We start from the raw sequence: 14811 nt of genomic DNA, 5'->3' as shown, positions 1-14811 counted from the left end.
AAACACGAGGTCCCATGCCCAACCGTCCGACTCTTGATGCCATCACCGCCCGCTGGGTCCCCTGGGTGGTGGCGATTGCGTTTTTCATGCAGTCCCTCGACGGGACCATCCTCAACACCGCCCTGCCCGCCATGGCCCGTGACCTGGCCGAAGACCCGCTGCGCATGCAGGGTGTGATCATCGCCTACATGCTCACGGTCGCCTTGCTGATTCCGGCGTCGGGCTGGATCGCCGACCGCTTCGGCACCAAGAAAATCTTCTTCGGTGCGATCCTCTTGTTCAGCCTCGGTTCCTTACTCTGTGCGCTCTCCAGCACCTTGACCATGCTGGTCGGCGCCCGGGTGATTCAGGGGCTGGGCGGCGCATTGATGCTACCGGTCGGGCGACTGGTGGTGCTGCGCGCTTACCCGCGTTCGGAGCTGGTGCGGATCTTGGGCTTCATCACCATTCCCGGCCTGCTCGGGCCGTTGATCGGTCCGACCATGGGCGGCTGGATGGTGCAATACCTGACCTGGCACTGGATCTTCCTGATCAACCTGCCGGTCGGGCTGGTCGGTTGCTACGCGGTCTGGAAGTTCATCCCGGACCTGCGCGGCAGTGAGCGAACGCGCTTCGATGGCTTGGGTTTCCTGCTGTTCGGCGCGGCGATGGTGCTGATCACCATTGCCATGGAGGGCCTGGGCGAGTTGCACCTGCCGCACCTGCGGGTGATGTTGCTGCTGTTTGGCGGTATGGCGTGCCTGGCGGCTTATTGGCTGCGGGCCGGGCATATCGACAATCCGCTGTTCGCACCCGCACTGTTCAAGACCCGGACCTTTGCCGTGGGGATTCTCGGCAACCTGTTCGCCCGGCTCGGCAGCGGCGCCCTGCCGTTTCTGGTGCCGTTGCTGCTACAGGTTGCCTTGGGCTACTCGCCCTCCCTGGCGGGGATGAGCATGTTGCCGCTGGCCGCGGCGGCGATGTTTGCCAAGTCGATCGCGCGACCGCTGATCGAGCGCCTGGGTTATCGCATCGTGCTCACCGGCAACACCCTGGCGCTGGGGATCATGCTGGCGAGCATGGGGCTGGTCAGCGAGCAGACGCCTTATTGGTTGCTGCTGGTGCAGTTGGCGATACTCGGGGCGATCAACTCCTTACAGTTCACGGCGATGAACACCGTGACCCTGATCGACCTCGACGACGCCAGCGCCAGCAGCGGCAACAGCCTGCTGTCAGTGGTCGCGCAGTTGTCGCTGAGTCTCGGCGTTGCCTGCGCCGGCGCCCTGCTGGGCGGCTTCACGGCAGAGGTCGGCAATGATGGCGTGAACACGGTGTTGGGCGCGTTCCAGCTGACCTTTGTGACCGTCGGCATCATGGCAATGCTCGCCGCGACGATCTTCTCGCAACTGTCGAGAGAAGACGGACGGCGCGTCAAGCGTCCGGAAGAACACATAGAGCCTTAGGGCGAATGGCCACAGGGCTGGTACACTGCGCGACATTTTGTTTTGCAGGCCAGTCCCGTGACCACCATCGCCACCGCTTTTAATACTTTGCCGCTGTCCGCCGCCATGCTGGCTAACCTCGACTCCCTCGGTTATGCCCAGATGACGCCGATCCAGGCGCAAAGCTTGCCGGTGATCCTCAAGGGGATGGACCTGATCGCCCAGGCCAAGACCGGCAGCGGCAAAACCGCCGCCTTCGGTATCGGCCTGCTGAACCCGATCAATCCGCGCTTCTTTGGCTGCCAGGCGTTGGTAATCTGCCCGACTCGCGAGCTGGCTGACCAGGTTGCCAAGGAAATCCGTCGTCTGGCCCGCGCCGAAGACAACATCAAGGTCCTGACCCTGTGTGGCGGCGTGTCCTTTGGCCCGCAGATCGGCTCGCTGGAGCACGGCGCGCACATCATCGTTGGCACTCCGGGGCGCATCCAGCAGCACCTGCGCAAGGGTTCGCTGGTGCTCCACGGCCTGAACACGCTGATCCTCGACGAAGCCGACCGCATGCTCGACATGGGTTTCTACGATTCCATCGAAGAAATCATTGCCCAGTGCCCTGAGCGTCGCCAGACCCTGCTGTTCTCCGCCACTTACCCGGTGAGCATCAAGCAGTTGGCATCGAAGTTCATGCGTAACCCGCAGCAAGTGAAAGCCGAGGCGTTCCACGACGACACGCAGATCGAACAGCGCTTCTTCGAGATTTCGCCGGAAGAACGCATGGACGCGGTGGTCAAGGTCCTCGCCCATTACCGCCCGCAATCCACCGTCGCTTTCTGCTTCACCAAGCAGCAAGTGCAGGAAACCGTCGACCACCTGACCGCCAAAGGCATCTCGGCCGTTGGCCTGCACGGTGACCTGGAACAGCGTGATCGCGACCAGGTCCTGGCAATGTTCGCCAACCGCAGCACCTCGGTATTGGTCGCCACCGACGTCGCCGCCCGTGGTCTGGACATCGATGCGTTGGACATGGTGGTCAACGTCGAACTGGCCCGCGACTCGGAAATCCACATCCACCGCGTTGGCCGTACCGGTCGTGCCGGTGAGAAAGGCATCGCCATCAGCCTGGTAGCGCCGTCCGAAGCCCATCGCGCCCAAGCCATCGAGCAACTGCAGAAGTCGCCGCTGAGCTGGGATCAACTGGACAGCCTGACCTCACAGGGCGGCGCGCCGCTGCTGCCGGCCATGAGCACCCTGTGCATTGGTGCTGGCCGTAAAGACAAGGTTCGCCCGGGTGACATCCTTGGCGCACTGACCGGCGACGCCGGCGTTCCAGGCGCCCAGGTCGGCAAGATCGCGATCTTCGACTACCAGGCCTATGTCGCCGTGGAGCGCGGGATCGCCAAGCAAGCCTTGCAGCGCCTGAACGACGGCAAGATCAAAGGCCGCTCGCTGCGCGTACGTATTCTCTGATCCTGATCGTTCCCACGCTCTGCGTGGGAATGCATCCCGTGACGCTCCGCGTCACAAAGAGGACGCAGAGCGTCCATGGCGGCATTCCCACGCAGAGCGTGGGAACGATCTGAGTACTATGTGAGGACACCGTTTTGCGCTCTACCGAAGTCGTGATCATTGGCGCTGGCGCCGCTGGGTTGATGTGTGCGCTGACTGCCGCCGGGCGCGGGCGCAAAGTGATGTTGCTCGACCACGCAAACAAGGCCGGCAAGAAAATCCTCATGTCCGGTGGTGGCCGCTGCAATTTCACCAACATGTACACCGAGCCGAGCAATTTTCTCTCGCAAAACGCGCATTTCTGCAAATCCGCGCTGGCGCGCTACACCCAATGGGATTTCATCGGGATGGTGGCCAAGCACGGCGTGCCGTACCACGAGAAAAAGCTCGGCCAGCTGTTCTGCGATAACAAATCCAGCGACATCCTCGGCATGCTCCTCGACGAGTGCGATCAGGTCGGCGTCAGCCTGCACCTCGACACGTCGATCCAGCAGATCGAGAAACTCGAAAGCGGTTACCTGCTGGAAACCACGTTGGGCCAGTTGACCTGCGAGTCGCTGGTGATCGCCACCGGCGGCCTGTCGATTCCGACCCTGGGCGCGACCGGTTTCGGTTATCAGGTGGCCAAGCAGTTCGGCCACCAGTTGCTGCCGACCCGTGCCGGCCTGGTGCCGTTCACCATCACCGACCAGCTCAAAGAGCTGTGCACCGAGCTGTCCGGTACGTCGGTGGATTGCCTGGTGAGCTGCAACGATCAGAGCTTTCGCGAGAACATCCTGTTCACCCACCGCGGCCTTAGCGGCCCGGCGATTTTGCAGATTTCGTCATTCTGGCAATCCGGTGACGCAGTCGAAATCAATCTGATGCCCGACCACGACGTGCCGAGCTGGCTGCAACAGCAGCAAGCCGAGCGCCCGAACAGCGAACTGAAAACCCTGCTCGGCGAGATTTTCACCAAGAAGATGGCCAACCTGCTGGCCGACAACTGGTTCGTCTCCAAGCCGATGAAGCAGTACACCCATGCGGAGCTGGCCGATATCGCTGCCAAACTGGCGAGCTGGACACTGGTCCCGGCCGGCACCGAAGGCTATCGCACTGCCGAAGTCACGCTCGGCGGCGTCGACACTCACGAAGTCTCGTCCAAAACCATGGAATCGCTGAAAAGCCCTGGCCTGTACTTCATCGGCGAAGTGCTGGACGTCACCGGTCACCTGGGTGGTTTCAACTTCCAATGGGCCTGGGCCTCGGGTTATGCGGCGGCGCAGTACGTCTGATCCAAAGTCGTACACATTTTGTTTTGTGTGGATCTCCTTAGGAACAGTTTTTGCTGTCAGATGTGATCGGCGCCATTGCGTCGTCGTCATTACTGGCTCAATTTAGCTGCATTGCCCCGGAAGGCCTCCGCACGTCATGCCATCGACCTCGTTTCGTCAGACTCTGCGTCGCCTTTGGGCGCTGGATAAATTCAGCTACAGCGTGCGGGTGTTCATCGCCCTGACCGGCACCATGGCGCTGTGTTGGTATCAAAATGAAATGGGCCTGCTGATCCCGCTGTTCCTGGGGATTATCGCCAGCGCCCTGGCCGAGACCGACGACAGTTGGCAGGGCCGTCTCAATGCGCTGGCCGTGACGCTGGTGTGCTTCAGCGTTGCCGCGTTCTCGGTCGAGCTGCTATTCCCCTATCCGTACATTTTCGTGTTCGCCCTGGCTCTGGCCAGTTTCGGCCTGACCATGCTGGGGGCCTTGGGCGAACGCTATGGCGCAATTGCCTCGGCGACGTTGATTCTGTCGGTGTACACCATGATTGGTGTCGACCAGCGCGGCGGCGCAGTCACCGATTTCTGGCATGAACCGGTGCTGCTGGTGGCCGGCGCCGCCTGGTATGGCTTGCTCTCGGTGCTGTGGCAGGCACTGTTTTCCAACCAGCCGGTGCAACAGAGCCTGGCGCGGTTGTTTCGCGAGCTGGGGTTTTACCTGAAGCTCAAATCATCGCTGTTCGAGCCGATCCGTCAGATGGACGTCGAAGCCCGGCGACTGGAACTGGCGCAGCAGAATGGTCGCGTGGTCGCGGCGCTCAACGCTGCCAAGGAAATCATCCTGCACCGGGTCGGCAACGGTCGGCCGGGGTCGAAAGTCAGTCGTTACCTGAAGCTGTATTTCCTCGCCCAGGACATCCACGAACGCGCCAGTTCTTCGCACTATCCGTACAACGCCCTGGCCGAGGCCTTTTTCCATAGCGACGTACTGTTTCGCTGCCAACGCCTGCTGCGCCAGCAAGGCAAAGCCTGCCGGGCATTGGCCGAGTCGATCCAGATGCGCCAGCCGTTCGTCTATGACGACAGCTTTGCCGAAGCCCTGAGCGACCTGCACGCCTCCCTCGAACACTTGCGCATCCAGAGCAACCCGGCCTGGCGCGGTTTGCTGCGCTCATTGCGCGCACTGGCAGCCAACCTCGGCACCCTTGACCGCTTGCTCAGCGACGCGAGTAACCCCGACAGCCTGGCCGACGCCAGCGACAGCAGCCTGCTCGACCGTTCACCGCGCAACCTCAAGGACGTCTGGACGCGCCTGCGCACGCAGCTGACGCCGACCTCGTTGTTGTTCCGGCATGCCCTGCGTTTGCCTCTGGCCCTGACCGTCGGCTATGGCATGGTGCATTTGATCCACCCATCGCAGGGCTATTGGATCATCCTCACCACACTGTTTGTCTGCCAACCGAACTATGGCGCCACTCGGCGCAAACTCGGTCAGCGGATCCTTGGCACGGCGATCGGCCTGACCCTGGCCTGGGCGTTGTTCGATCTGTTCCCCAACCCACTGGTGCAGTCGAGCTTCGCGATTGCCGCCGGCGTGGTGTTCTTTATCAACCGCACCACCCGCTACACGCTGGCGACTGCGGCAATCACCTTGATGATCCTGTTCTGCTTCAACCAGGTCGGCGACGGCTACGGGCTGTTCCTGCCAAGGCTGCTCGACACCTTGCTCGGCGGCCTGATTGCGGGGCTGGCGGTGCTGCTGTTCCTGCCGGACTGGCAAGGTCGACGGCTGAACAAAGTGCTGGCCAACACCCTCACCTGCAACAGCATTTACCTGCGCCAGATCATGCAGCAATACGCTGTCGGCAAACGTGATGACCTGGCCTATCGGCTGGCTCGACGCAACGCCCACAACGCCGATGCGGCGCTGTCGACCACCTTGGCCAACATGCTCATGGAGCCGGGGCATTTCCGTAAGGAGGCCGACGTCGGTTTCCGTTTCCTGGTGCTTTCCCACACCTTGCTCAGCTACCTCTCGGGCCTCGGCGCCCACCGCGAAATCCAGCTACCCACTGACATTCGGGAACAGTTGATCAACGGTGCCGGCGTTAGCCTGGCGACCAGCATCGACGAAATTGCCCAAGGGTTGGCGAGCAAATCGCCGATTGCGATTCAGAGCGACGACGAAGAAGCCCTGGCCGCCGAGCTCGAACAAATGCCTGACGAGATCGATGAAGGTCAGCGGCTGGTGCAAACACAACTGGGGTTGATCTGCCGGCAATTGGGACCGTTAAGAACGTTGGCGGCGCATTTGATCAAGGATACGAGCGAGGATTGAGAGTATGCGCGCGCCCCTGGGGCGAGCGAGCTTGCTCCCTCGCCACAACAGCAGACGTCACATCCCATGCTGCCTGAGCAATCGCTCATAGCTGCCATCAGCCTTCATCGCTGCAATCTCGCGGTCGAATCCGGCAACAATCTGCTCATGGTCGGGGTGCTTCAGGCTGACCAGAATGTGCAGGCTGTTTTCGCTCAGAGGGTTGGGCAGAAACTCCACGGCATTGCGCACCTTGGGTGATTCGCGCGCCAGGTAATAACGGGCGACGTATTCATCTTCCAGAGTCAGCTTCACCCGGTCAGCGGCGAGCATGCGTACCGCCATGGGGAAGCTGTGCACCTGAACTTTCTGCAAGGCAATGTCGCCGTCAAACTCGGGCGAATAGGCGTAGCCGCGCACCACAGCAACCGGATAGGTGTGCAGTTGCTGCAAGTTGTTGTATTCGATCGGCGTGTCTTTACGCTTGAGGAAACGTATCCGATTGAGCAGATACTCACTGGAAAACTGCCCGATGTGGGTTCGCTCTTCGTTGAACCAGGCATTGACCAGCACGTCGTAACGCCCTTCGCCTACACCCAGCAAAGCCCTGGCCCAAGGTACCTGCTCGAAATCACTGGCATAACCCGCCCGCGCCAGCGCGGTACTGACAATGTCGGTTGCCACTCCGCCATTGACCAGCGTGGCATCGGTAAAGGGTGGCCAGGCATCGGCCACCAGACGCAGTTTTTCCGCTGTGGCGCTCTGGGCCAGCAACAGCAATCCAATCAAAACAACAGCTCGATGCAATCGCGGCATGCTAAAACATCCTTAGCGGGCGGGCAGCCCAGCGTGTTTTTAGCCAAAACTCGAAGGGCGGTGTGTCGAATCACGGCCACAACCCCGGCCCTAACAGTAGCTCATTGAAGCCACAACAAACCGCTGAAAATCAGATTACACAAAGAAGACAACGTCGCGAGAAATGAATGATGGCATTTTGGCCTTTTTCACAGTTTTTTATGCCACAAGACATCCGGTAACGGGACGCTTAGTATCGAAGCGACGTTGTTCAAGGAGTGTGAAGATGACAATTGATTGGGTCTGCAAACACCACAGCGATCTGGGTAAAGAACAGCTGTACGCTATTTTGCAGTTGCGCACGGAGGTGTTCGTCGTCGAGCAGAAATGCGCCTATCAGGAAGTCGATGGGCTGGATCTGGACGGCGACACCTGCCATTTGATGGCTTGGGACGGTGATCGGCTGGTGGCCTACCTGCGTTTGCTCGACCCGATCTCACAGGGCGGCGACGTGGTGATTGGGCGAGTGGTGATTGCTCCACAGGCGCGAGGCCAGGGCCTGGGTCATGAGTTGATGAGTCAGGCGTTGATACAGGCTGAGAAATACTGGCCTGAAGTGCCGATCTTTCTGTCGGCCCAGGCGCATTTGCAGGGGTATTACGGGCGGTATGGGTTTGTGGTGGTGGGTGAGGAATATCTGGAAGATGACATTCCGCATATCGGGATGCGTCGCCCCGAATGATCGTTCCCATGCTCTGCGTGGGAACGATCAAGCACCTCCGTCAGGGATACTCCAGCACCGCTTTGATCTGCTGCACATGCTGTTCGATCCAGCGCGGATCAATCGCCCCCCAGCTCAGGATCCGATAACGCCCGGCATGATTGCGCGCGCCCTCTTCCTGCTTGAACTCGCACACGATATCCAGATCGGCCAACGCGGCGATGGTGTCCTGAGCCGTACGCCGCGGCATACCGGTCACTTCGGTCAGCGCCGGTACATTGCTGGCCAGACCGCTGTCGATCAGGTACGCCACGTACAGGCGGCGGTAGAAGCTGCTCTTGGTCTTGCTGACGTCCATTCACCCGCTCCATGTTTAAAAGATCTGCTATTGCATATCCCGCCAGGTGAGATACACCCGCAAGTCGAACTCCAGCTGGTGATAGCCCGGCAGCATATGCTCGCACAGCTTGTAGAACGCCTTGTTGTGATCGGACTCCTTGAAGTGTGCGAGTTCATGCACCACGATCATTTTCAGGAACTGCGGTGCGGCGTCCTTGAATAACGAGGCGATGCGAATTTCTTTCTTGGCCTTGAGCTTGCCACCCTGCACCCGCGAGATCGCCGTGTGCAAGCCGAGGGCACGGTGGGTCAGGTCGAGGCGGTTGTCGAACAGCACCTTGTCGATGGCTGGCGCATTGCGCAGGTATTCCTGTTTCAACTCCAGCGCGTAGCTGTACAGCGCCTTGTCACTCTGCACCGCGTGCTTGTCCGGGTAACGCTGGCTCAGGTAGTCGCCCAGCCGATCCTGATCGATCAACTGGCGCACTTGATCTTGCAAGGCAGCGGGATAAGCCTGGAGGTACTTCAGCGCGGTCATGGGTCAACAACAGAGTGACGAAAGACCGCCAGTGTAGCGAATTCAGGCGGTCAGCGCGCTCCAGTCAAACGGCTGCGCAAAGCCAGCGGCATCCTCGGCCATCAGCGGCCTGGCCACCAGGAAACCTTGCACATACTGACAACCGTTGGCCTCAAGCCATCGATACTGCGCAACGGTCTCCACACCTTCGGCGATCACCAGCATCCCGAATTGCTTGCACAACTCAATGACGCTGCGCGCCAGCGCTGCATCCCGGGGCGAATCGGGTATCCGGGCAATCAAGTGCCGGTCGAGCTTGAGTGTGTCCAGCTCCAGATCGCGTAAATGTGCCAACGAGCACGGCCCCGAACCAAAGTCATCCAGCGCAACCCGCACCCCGAGGTGACGCAACAGACGCAGCTGTTTACGTGACTCATCAATATTTTGTATCAACGCATCTTCGGTGATTTCAACTTCCAGCTGAGACGGCTGCAGCTCATGACGCTCCAGCACCTGACGCAATTCGGTGACCAGATTCGGCATACCGAACTGGGTGCTGCTCAAACTCACAGCGAGCACCAGATCCTCGGCAAACAGGCCTTCCCAGGCCTTTCGCTGTTGGGCCGCGTGCTGGTATATCCAGCTACCGAGGCGACTGATCAGCCGTGCCTCTTCCAGCAGCGGCAAAAACAACCCCGGCGGGACATCGCCGACACTCGGATGCTGCCAGCGCAGCAACGCTTCAAACCCGCGAATGCGACCGTCGGCAATCGCCACCTGGGGTTGATACACCAGGTTGAAATCCTGATTTTCGATGGCCGTGCGCACGCTTTCTTCGAGCATCAGCCGCGAGCGCGCACGACCGTTCATTTCATGGTCGTAGAAGCGATATTGCTGACGCCCGGCACGCTTGGCCTCGTACATCGCGATGTCTGAAGCGCGCAACAAGCCATCAAGGTTGGAGCCGCAATCGGGATAGGTCGCAATGCCGATGCTCGCGCCGAGCACCACATCCAGCCCTTCAATCTGCTGACAGATCGATATCCGCTCGATGAGCTTCTCGGCAATCTTCGCCGCTTGCTCGGGAAACTCCAGATCGAGCAACGCCGTGAACTCGTCACCGCCCATGCGCGCCAGAATGTCGAACGGCCGCAGACAGGCTTTCAACTGCTCGGACACCCAACGCAGCACTCGGTCACCGGCATCGTGCCCCAAGGAATCGTTGACCCGTTTGAAGCCATCGAGGTCCAGGTACAACAACACCCATACACTGTCGGAACGCTCACCGCGCAACAGCAGGTTTTCCGCAGTCTGGTAAAAACCACGGCGATTGAGCAGCCCGGTCAGTGGGTCTGTGACCGCCTGGAACTCCAGTTGTTGATGCAGATGGCGGACCACCGACATGTCGAGCACAGTCACCACCATGGCTCGCTGTTCGGACGGCAATGGCGCACAGGACAGCGCCACCGGCACTTGCTGACCCGGCGCGGTGCGCAGGATTGCGTCGTGCACGCGCCAGGTCTCACCCCGTTGATAACCGGCATAAATGTCAGAGTCAGCCCACACCGGCACGTGCGGTTTTTGCAGGAAGTCCACAAACTCCGCGCCTTGCAATTCGGTGACCGTCGCATTGAGCAGGCGGGACATCGCCGGGTTAGCGAAGCGGATCAGACCGTCATCACCCACCACCAGAATCCCTTCGGCGGCGTTATCCAGCACCGAGGCATTGAAGGCGCGAGCGGCTTCCAGATCCTGGCTCAAGCGCTGCAAGGCTCGGCGATTGCGCTGGTGTTCAAGCAGGGTCTGGACTTTGGGTTTGAGGATTTGCGGGTCAAACGGTTTGAACAGATAATCCACCGCGCCACTGGCATAGCCCTTGATCACCGCATCCTGGGACTGTTCGTTGGCGGTCAGGAAAATGATCGGGGTCAAACGCGTACGCTGACTACCGCGCATCAAACGCGCCACCTCAAAACCGTCCATCTCTGGCATCTGCACATCGAGCAGCACCAGGTCGATTTCATGTTCGAGTAGCAGGCTCAAGGCTTCAAAGCCGGAAGCCGCGGTCATGACCTGCCAGTCCTGGCGCTGTAACAACGCACGCATGCTGATCAGGTTTTCAGGGTAATCATCCACGATTAGAAGAACTGAGCGGCCTTCAACTGGCTTGGGTTGCGCGCATTCCATGCTGCTTCTCTTTTGGTGACGTCAGGCCGGTACCGTCGAAAAAAACCGGACACATACTTCGACTCCACTCTAGACCGGGATCTGCCAAAGCAATAGGTATCATCACGCCATCACCGATGGCAAAGCCCCAGACTCCGACTAACGGTCAGCGCCAGAGTCAGCCAGACCGGAAAAGGTGGCCATTCGACAGAGCATTGACGCCAGTTATCCGCCAGACGGGCATTAACAAGTACCCGTTCTACGCTTATAAAGACTGCCCTCTAACGTGCGGGCTAGAGCTTCTGGCACGCGCGTACCGCTAGATTTCGTGGAAGCTTTGACGATGATCGATCTCGCAACCTGGAACCTCAGTGTTCCTGTCGGTAGCCCACCGTATACCGTTGATACAGCCAAACTGGTGAACGGTTTCAAGGATCAATACTTCCACTCCGACACCGGCACGCTGTTCTTCTGGGCACCGGTGACCGGCTCACGCACTGAAAACGCGATTTACCCGCGCACTGAACTTCGCGAAACCTACAGCAACGGCACCCTGCGCAACTGGCTCTACCCCGACGCCGACAATTTGCTGCGCGCGACCCTGGCGGTGAATCAGGTGCCGAGTTCGGGCAAGATCGTCATCGGCCAGATCCACGCCTACAACAGCCAAAAGCCGTTGGTGAAGGTCGAGTACCAGTACAAAACCAGCACCTCGACCGGCACCATCGTCGCCAAGGTGCGCATGCACCCGGACGATGACGAAGGCCGGGTGATCACCATCGCCACCGGGGTCAAACTGGACCAGAGTTTCTCCTACCTGATCCACCTCAGCCCCGACGGCGTCCTGGGCATCAGCGCTGCTGGCTACCAGTGGGACAGCCAGATCAGCGCCACCTGGCGCGACAAACCGCTGTACTTCAAGGCCGGGGTGTATGTGCAGGACAACACCGGGTACACCAGCGAGGGTGGGAAAGTGACGTTCAGCAAGCTGGATATTGATCACAACAAGAGCTGACGACTTGATCTCAACCCTTGAATACGGCTACGGGCATGGGAACGATCTGATCGTCCGCAAATCCCGTAGGATTGCTCCCTCTGTGGCGAGGGCGCTTGCTCCCGCTGGGCTGCGAAGCAGCCCCAAACCCTGCCACCTCATTTCCTCAGACACACCTCACTGCCCGGTTTACGACGGCTACGCCGCCGAGCGGGAACAAGCTCCCTCGCAATAATGACCGCGCAACGGTCCTACAGCCCGGTTGCAGTCACCAAAGTCGCCGCTTACAGTCTCTCCGTCAGCTGATTTCGGTTAGCTGCTGGGTTTCGCAGCCCCTAACAACAAGAGCTACATCCGTCCCAAAAAGTTATGCTGGCAACCTCTCGCCAGCATGGTGATTTATGGCGGCTGTATGTGGGAGATCTTCGGGTCTGCCGAGTTCTCTTGTTGCTCGGTCTGCGAACCCGCGTACAGCTGCCACCCAATTTGTTTCGCAGCGAACGGTGGCAATCTTTCTTTAAACAAGAGGTTGCACCCAATGACTACTCAAACCCCGCCCCGCCGCTTCACCCCCTTCACCCAGATCGCCACCGACTACCCCGTCCTGCTCATCGACAGCCACGCCCCGTTACGCGAACTCCACGCCTGCGTCAGCGAACGCCTGCACGCCGTCCTCAGTTACCTCACCCTCACGGCCTGCACCAGCCTGCCCGACTACGCTGAACGCGATATCAACACCGTCACCAATGTGGCGCGCTTGATGGTTCAGGACATTACCGATGTGTTCGGGGTGATCGAGCAGCGAGGGTTCGACGAGCAACCCCATCGCTGAATAGTTGGCTTATACGCACGAAGGGGATGTCTAGCCCTGAAACAGGTGTAAACCTGTTTCAGGGCTAGACAGATATTGATCACGATAAAACGTGAGTCCGAACCGCACGCCAAAGGCTGCGATCCTTTGCTTCACACCACGTAAAACAGGATCGCCACAAAGTGCAGCAAACTGCCGGCGATGACGAACAGGTGCCAGATACCGTGGGCGTGGCGCAGTCGGCTGTCGAGGGCGAAGAAGATGATGCCGACGGTATAAAACACCCCGCCCGCCGCCAACCAGGCAAAACCGATGGTACCCAGCGCCGCCAGTAGCGGCTTGACCGCCACCAGCACGATCCAGCCCATCACCGCATAGATCACGATCGACAAAATCCGCGCCTCGGAGCGCGGCTTGATCTCTTGCAGCATACCGATCACCGCCAGCCCCCAGACAATCCCGAACAGCGTCCAGCCCCACGGCCCACGCAGGGTGACCAGACAAAACGGCGTGTAACTGCCGGCGATCAGCAGGTAAATCGACAAGTGATCGACCTTCTGCATGATCACCTTCGCCCGCCCGCGCACGCTGTGATAAACCGTCGAAACGCTGTACAGCACCAGCAAGGTAAACCCGTAAATCGCCACGCTGACAATCTTCCAGGGGCTGCCGTCCAGACTGGCAATCACCAACAACCAGACCGCCCCTACACACGCCGCAACCGCCCCGAACAAATGGCTCCAGGCGTTGAATCTTTCTCCGTGATACATGTGTCTCCAACCTTAAAAAATCACTGCAACATCGCGCAAGGCTCAGGGTTGTAGCCTGAAAGCACAATGTTTCTAAAAGATGATGCACGTTGCAAACAAGGGCATACCCCTTGAAGTAGCACAGAAGATCAAGCAGTCAATTGCGTCGATGTCAGTCTGCCATGGTTCGTTCGACGCTGATCAACATCTCTTGTGTGCTGGCCAGCAATTGCGTGAGCAGAGATTCGTCTTCATCCATGTACCCCTCGTATTCCGCCAGATTCCGTCGTTCATGACACAAGGCAAACAATCTAACCTGAAGCTTGCTCAAACCGGCTGTATGAATCAGGCGCTGGAAAACCAGATAGCGTTTGTCCGACCGATAGCCGTGTATACGCAATGCAGTCAGCGCAATGGCATGGGCAGCGTTGTAGGCCAGGTCAAACCGGCTGGCGAAAGAGAGTTGCGCGCTTCTCGCATCCCTCAAGCGATCTGTCGCTGAACGCATTAACCCTTCACATTCCTTGCGATCAGGCGGTTCGCTTTTCAGTCCGCCACTGCGTAGAAGGTTCTCAAGACTCTCGTTGCTGCCCATCCTTGGACTCCAAAGGGTTTTCACCTATCAGGTTGATCTTTTCCTGTTGCGCTACCCGTTGCACGAAGCTGTTACCGGCAGCCAGTTTCCCGGCCCAGTCTTCAGGGGTGTAGAGCGTCGGATTGAGAGGACGGCCAAGTTGTTCTTCCATTGGTATCAACCGTTCCATCACTTCACTGTAGTGCAGGCCCTCGCCTATCAGCATGAGATCTATGTCACTGGATGCGTTCGCCTGATCCTTGGCAATGGATCCGTAGACGAATGCCCAGATCAATTGATTGGCAAACGGTGCCAGGGCGAGACGCAAAGGCTCGGCAATCCCGAAGGTTTTACGAACAATGCCCAGCAGTTCCTGATAGATCGGGCAATCAGGATTGGCTTGATAGTGGGTCTGATTACCTTGACGAGTCATGCTCAGTACCCCCACCAATTGCAAACGCTCCAGCTCACGCATCAGGCTGCCTTTGCCAACCTGAGCCCAACGAGCGATTTCATTGGCGTAAAAGCTTTGATCCGGTTTACCAAAGAGCAAACCCAGCACTTTTTGCTGAGTCACGGTAAACAAGGCATTACTTAATGACAGTGTTTGCACGGCAACGACCGATAAGTCCCAAAAAGGGAACGATA

General features: G+C 59.1%; 14 protein-coding genes. 7 read left to right on the top strand and 7 right to left on the bottom strand.

All coding sequences use genetic code 11. The features are described 5' to 3' along the window. Positions 1–14 precede the first annotated feature (14 nt). The 4 genes from mdtD to yccS all read left to right on the top strand — a co-directional run bounded on the left by mdtD (position 15) and on the right by yccS (position 6518). Entirely contained in the window at positions 15–1442 is a 1428-nt protein-coding gene (gene mdtD, locus FPT12_RS01585; protein ID WP_145014340.1) for a multidrug transporter subunit MdtD, read from the top strand. Between the two features lie 105 nt (positions 1443–1547). Further along, positions 1548–2885, top strand: coding sequence for an ATP-dependent RNA helicase DbpA (gene dbpA, locus FPT12_RS01580; RefSeq protein WP_256676572.1), 1338 nt, complete (start codon positions 1548–1550; stop codon positions 2883–2885). A gap of 134 nt (positions 2886–3019) precedes the next feature. After that, positions 3020–4198 (top strand): NAD(P)/FAD-dependent oxidoreductase, encoded by a 1179-nt coding sequence (locus tag FPT12_RS01570; RefSeq protein WP_145014337.1) that lies wholly within the window; start codon positions 3020–3022, stop codon positions 4196–4198. Between the two features lie 136 nt (positions 4199–4334). Further along, positions 4335–6518: a YccS family putative transporter gene (gene yccS / locus FPT12_RS01565; protein WP_145014336.1), complete on the top strand. Its 2184-nt coding sequence runs from the start codon at positions 4335–4337 to the stop codon at positions 6516–6518. 57 nt (positions 6519–6575) lie between these two features. Here yccS and FPT12_RS01560 read toward each other — a convergent pair whose 3' ends face one another. After that, positions 6576–7313 carry an ABC transporter substrate-binding protein gene (locus tag FPT12_RS01560; protein WP_145014335.1) on the bottom strand — a complete coding sequence of 246 codons (738 nt, stop codon included), beginning with the start codon at positions 7311–7313 and terminating at the stop codon, positions 6576–6578. 265 nt (positions 7314–7578) lie between these two features. On the opposite strand from FPT12_RS01560, the gene FPT12_RS01555 reads away from it, so the two are divergent. Continuing rightward, on the top strand, positions 7579–8034 hold the full coding sequence (locus tag FPT12_RS01555) for a GNAT family N-acetyltransferase (protein WP_145014334.1): 456 nt from the start codon (positions 7579–7581) through the stop codon (positions 8032–8034). A gap of 40 nt (positions 8035–8074) precedes the next feature. On the opposite strand, the gene FPT12_RS01550 is transcribed toward FPT12_RS01555, so the two are convergent. Genes FPT12_RS01550 through FPT12_RS01540 form a run of 3 tightly spaced genes read right to left on the bottom strand, consistent with a single transcriptional unit; the run spans position 8075 to position 11056 of the window. Next, positions 8075–8371 carry a helix-turn-helix domain-containing protein gene (locus tag FPT12_RS01550; protein ID WP_145014333.1) on the bottom strand — a complete coding sequence of 99 codons (297 nt, stop codon included), beginning with the start codon at positions 8369–8371 and terminating at the stop codon, positions 8075–8077. Positions 8372–8398: 27 nt separating this feature from the next. Then, entirely contained in the window at positions 8399–8890 is a 492-nt protein-coding gene (locus tag FPT12_RS01545; RefSeq protein WP_019694032.1) for a M48 family metallopeptidase, read from the bottom strand. A gap of 42 nt (positions 8891–8932) precedes the next feature. Next, positions 8933–11056: a bifunctional diguanylate cyclase/phosphodiesterase gene (locus tag FPT12_RS01540; protein WP_145014332.1), complete on the bottom strand. Its 2124-nt coding sequence runs from the start codon at positions 11054–11056 to the stop codon at positions 8933–8935. Between the two features lie 322 nt (positions 11057–11378). On the opposite strand from FPT12_RS01540, the gene FPT12_RS01535 reads away from it, so the two are divergent. Then, complete coding sequence (locus FPT12_RS01535) at positions 11379–12050, top strand: polysaccharide lyase family 7 protein (RefSeq protein WP_145014331.1); 672 nt, start codon at positions 11379–11381, stop codon at positions 12048–12050. A 517-nt stretch (positions 12051–12567) separates the two neighbouring features. After that, the gene (locus tag FPT12_RS01525; protein ID WP_145014330.1) at positions 12568–12861 is read left to right on the top strand and encodes a fructose-bisphosphate aldolase; all 294 of its coding nucleotides are present in this window, start codon (positions 12568–12570) and stop codon (positions 12859–12861) included. 131 nt (positions 12862–12992) lie between these two features. Here the strand turns inward: FPT12_RS01525 and FPT12_RS01520 are convergent, their stop codons facing one another. The 3 genes from FPT12_RS01520 to FPT12_RS01510 form a co-directional block, all read right to left on the bottom strand. Continuing rightward, on the bottom strand, positions 12993–13610 hold the full coding sequence (locus FPT12_RS01520) for a hemolysin III family protein (protein WP_145014329.1): 618 nt from the start codon (positions 13608–13610) through the stop codon (positions 12993–12995). 151 nt (positions 13611–13761) lie between these two features. Further along, positions 13762–14184: a hypothetical protein gene (locus tag FPT12_RS01515; RefSeq protein ID WP_145014328.1), complete on the bottom strand. Its 423-nt coding sequence runs from the start codon at positions 14182–14184 to the stop codon at positions 13762–13764. Next, complete coding sequence (locus FPT12_RS01510; protein ID WP_145014327.1) at positions 14162–14776, bottom strand: nucleotidyltransferase domain-containing protein; 615 nt, start codon at positions 14774–14776, stop codon at positions 14162–14164. The genes FPT12_RS01515 and FPT12_RS01510 overlap by 23 nt, the downstream gene beginning before the upstream one ends. Between the last annotated feature and the right edge of the window lie 35 nt (positions 14777–14811).

Origin of the sequence: Pseudomonas sp. H3(2019) (assembly GCF_007713465.1) — a bacterium.
Classification (GTDB): Bacteria; Pseudomonadota; Gammaproteobacteria; order Pseudomonadales; family Pseudomonadaceae; genus Aquipseudomonas.
Note: the sequence above shows the minus strand (reverse complement) of the source record. Positions and strands in the feature narration are given on the sequence as shown.

Bases quoted from the DNA above. Each gene is read 5' to 3' on its own strand.
- FPT12_RS01535 (WP_145014331.1), top strand. From the start codon at position 11,379: ATGATCGATCTCGCAACCTGGAACCTCAGTGTTCCTGTCGGTAGCCCA.
- FPT12_RS01515 (WP_145014328.1), bottom strand. From the start codon at position 14,184: ATGGGCAGCAACGAGAGTCTTGAGAACCTTCTACGCAGTGGCGGACTG.
- FPT12_RS01520 (WP_145014329.1), bottom strand. From the start codon at position 13,610: ATGTATCACGGAGAAAGATTCAACGCCTGGAGCCATTTGTTCGGGGCG.
- FPT12_RS01545 (WP_019694032.1), bottom strand. From the start codon at position 8,890: ATGACCGCGCTGAAGTACCTCCAGGCTTATCCCGCTGCCTTGCAAGAT.
- FPT12_RS01540 (WP_145014332.1), bottom strand. From the start codon at position 11,056: ATGGAATGCGCGCAACCCAAGCCAGTTGAAGGCCGCTCAGTTCTTCTA.
- FPT12_RS01560 (WP_145014335.1), bottom strand. From the start codon at position 7,313: ATGCCGCGATTGCATCGAGCTGTTGTTTTGATTGGATTGCTGTTGCTG.
- dbpA (WP_256676572.1), top strand. From the start codon at position 1,548: ATGCTGGCTAACCTCGACTCCCTCGGTTATGCCCAGATGACGCCGATC.
- yccS (WP_145014336.1), top strand. From the start codon at position 4,335: ATGCCATCGACCTCGTTTCGTCAGACTCTGCGTCGCCTTTGGGCGCTG.
- mdtD (WP_145014340.1), top strand. From the start codon at position 15: ATGCCCAACCGTCCGACTCTTGATGCCATCACCGCCCGCTGGGTCCCC.
- FPT12_RS01525 (WP_145014330.1), top strand. From the start codon at position 12,568: ATGACTACTCAAACCCCGCCCCGCCGCTTCACCCCCTTCACCCAGATC.
- FPT12_RS01555 (WP_145014334.1), top strand. From the start codon at position 7,579: ATGACAATTGATTGGGTCTGCAAACACCACAGCGATCTGGGTAAAGAA.
- FPT12_RS01550 (WP_145014333.1), bottom strand. From the start codon at position 8,371: ATGGACGTCAGCAAGACCAAGAGCAGCTTCTACCGCCGCCTGTACGTG.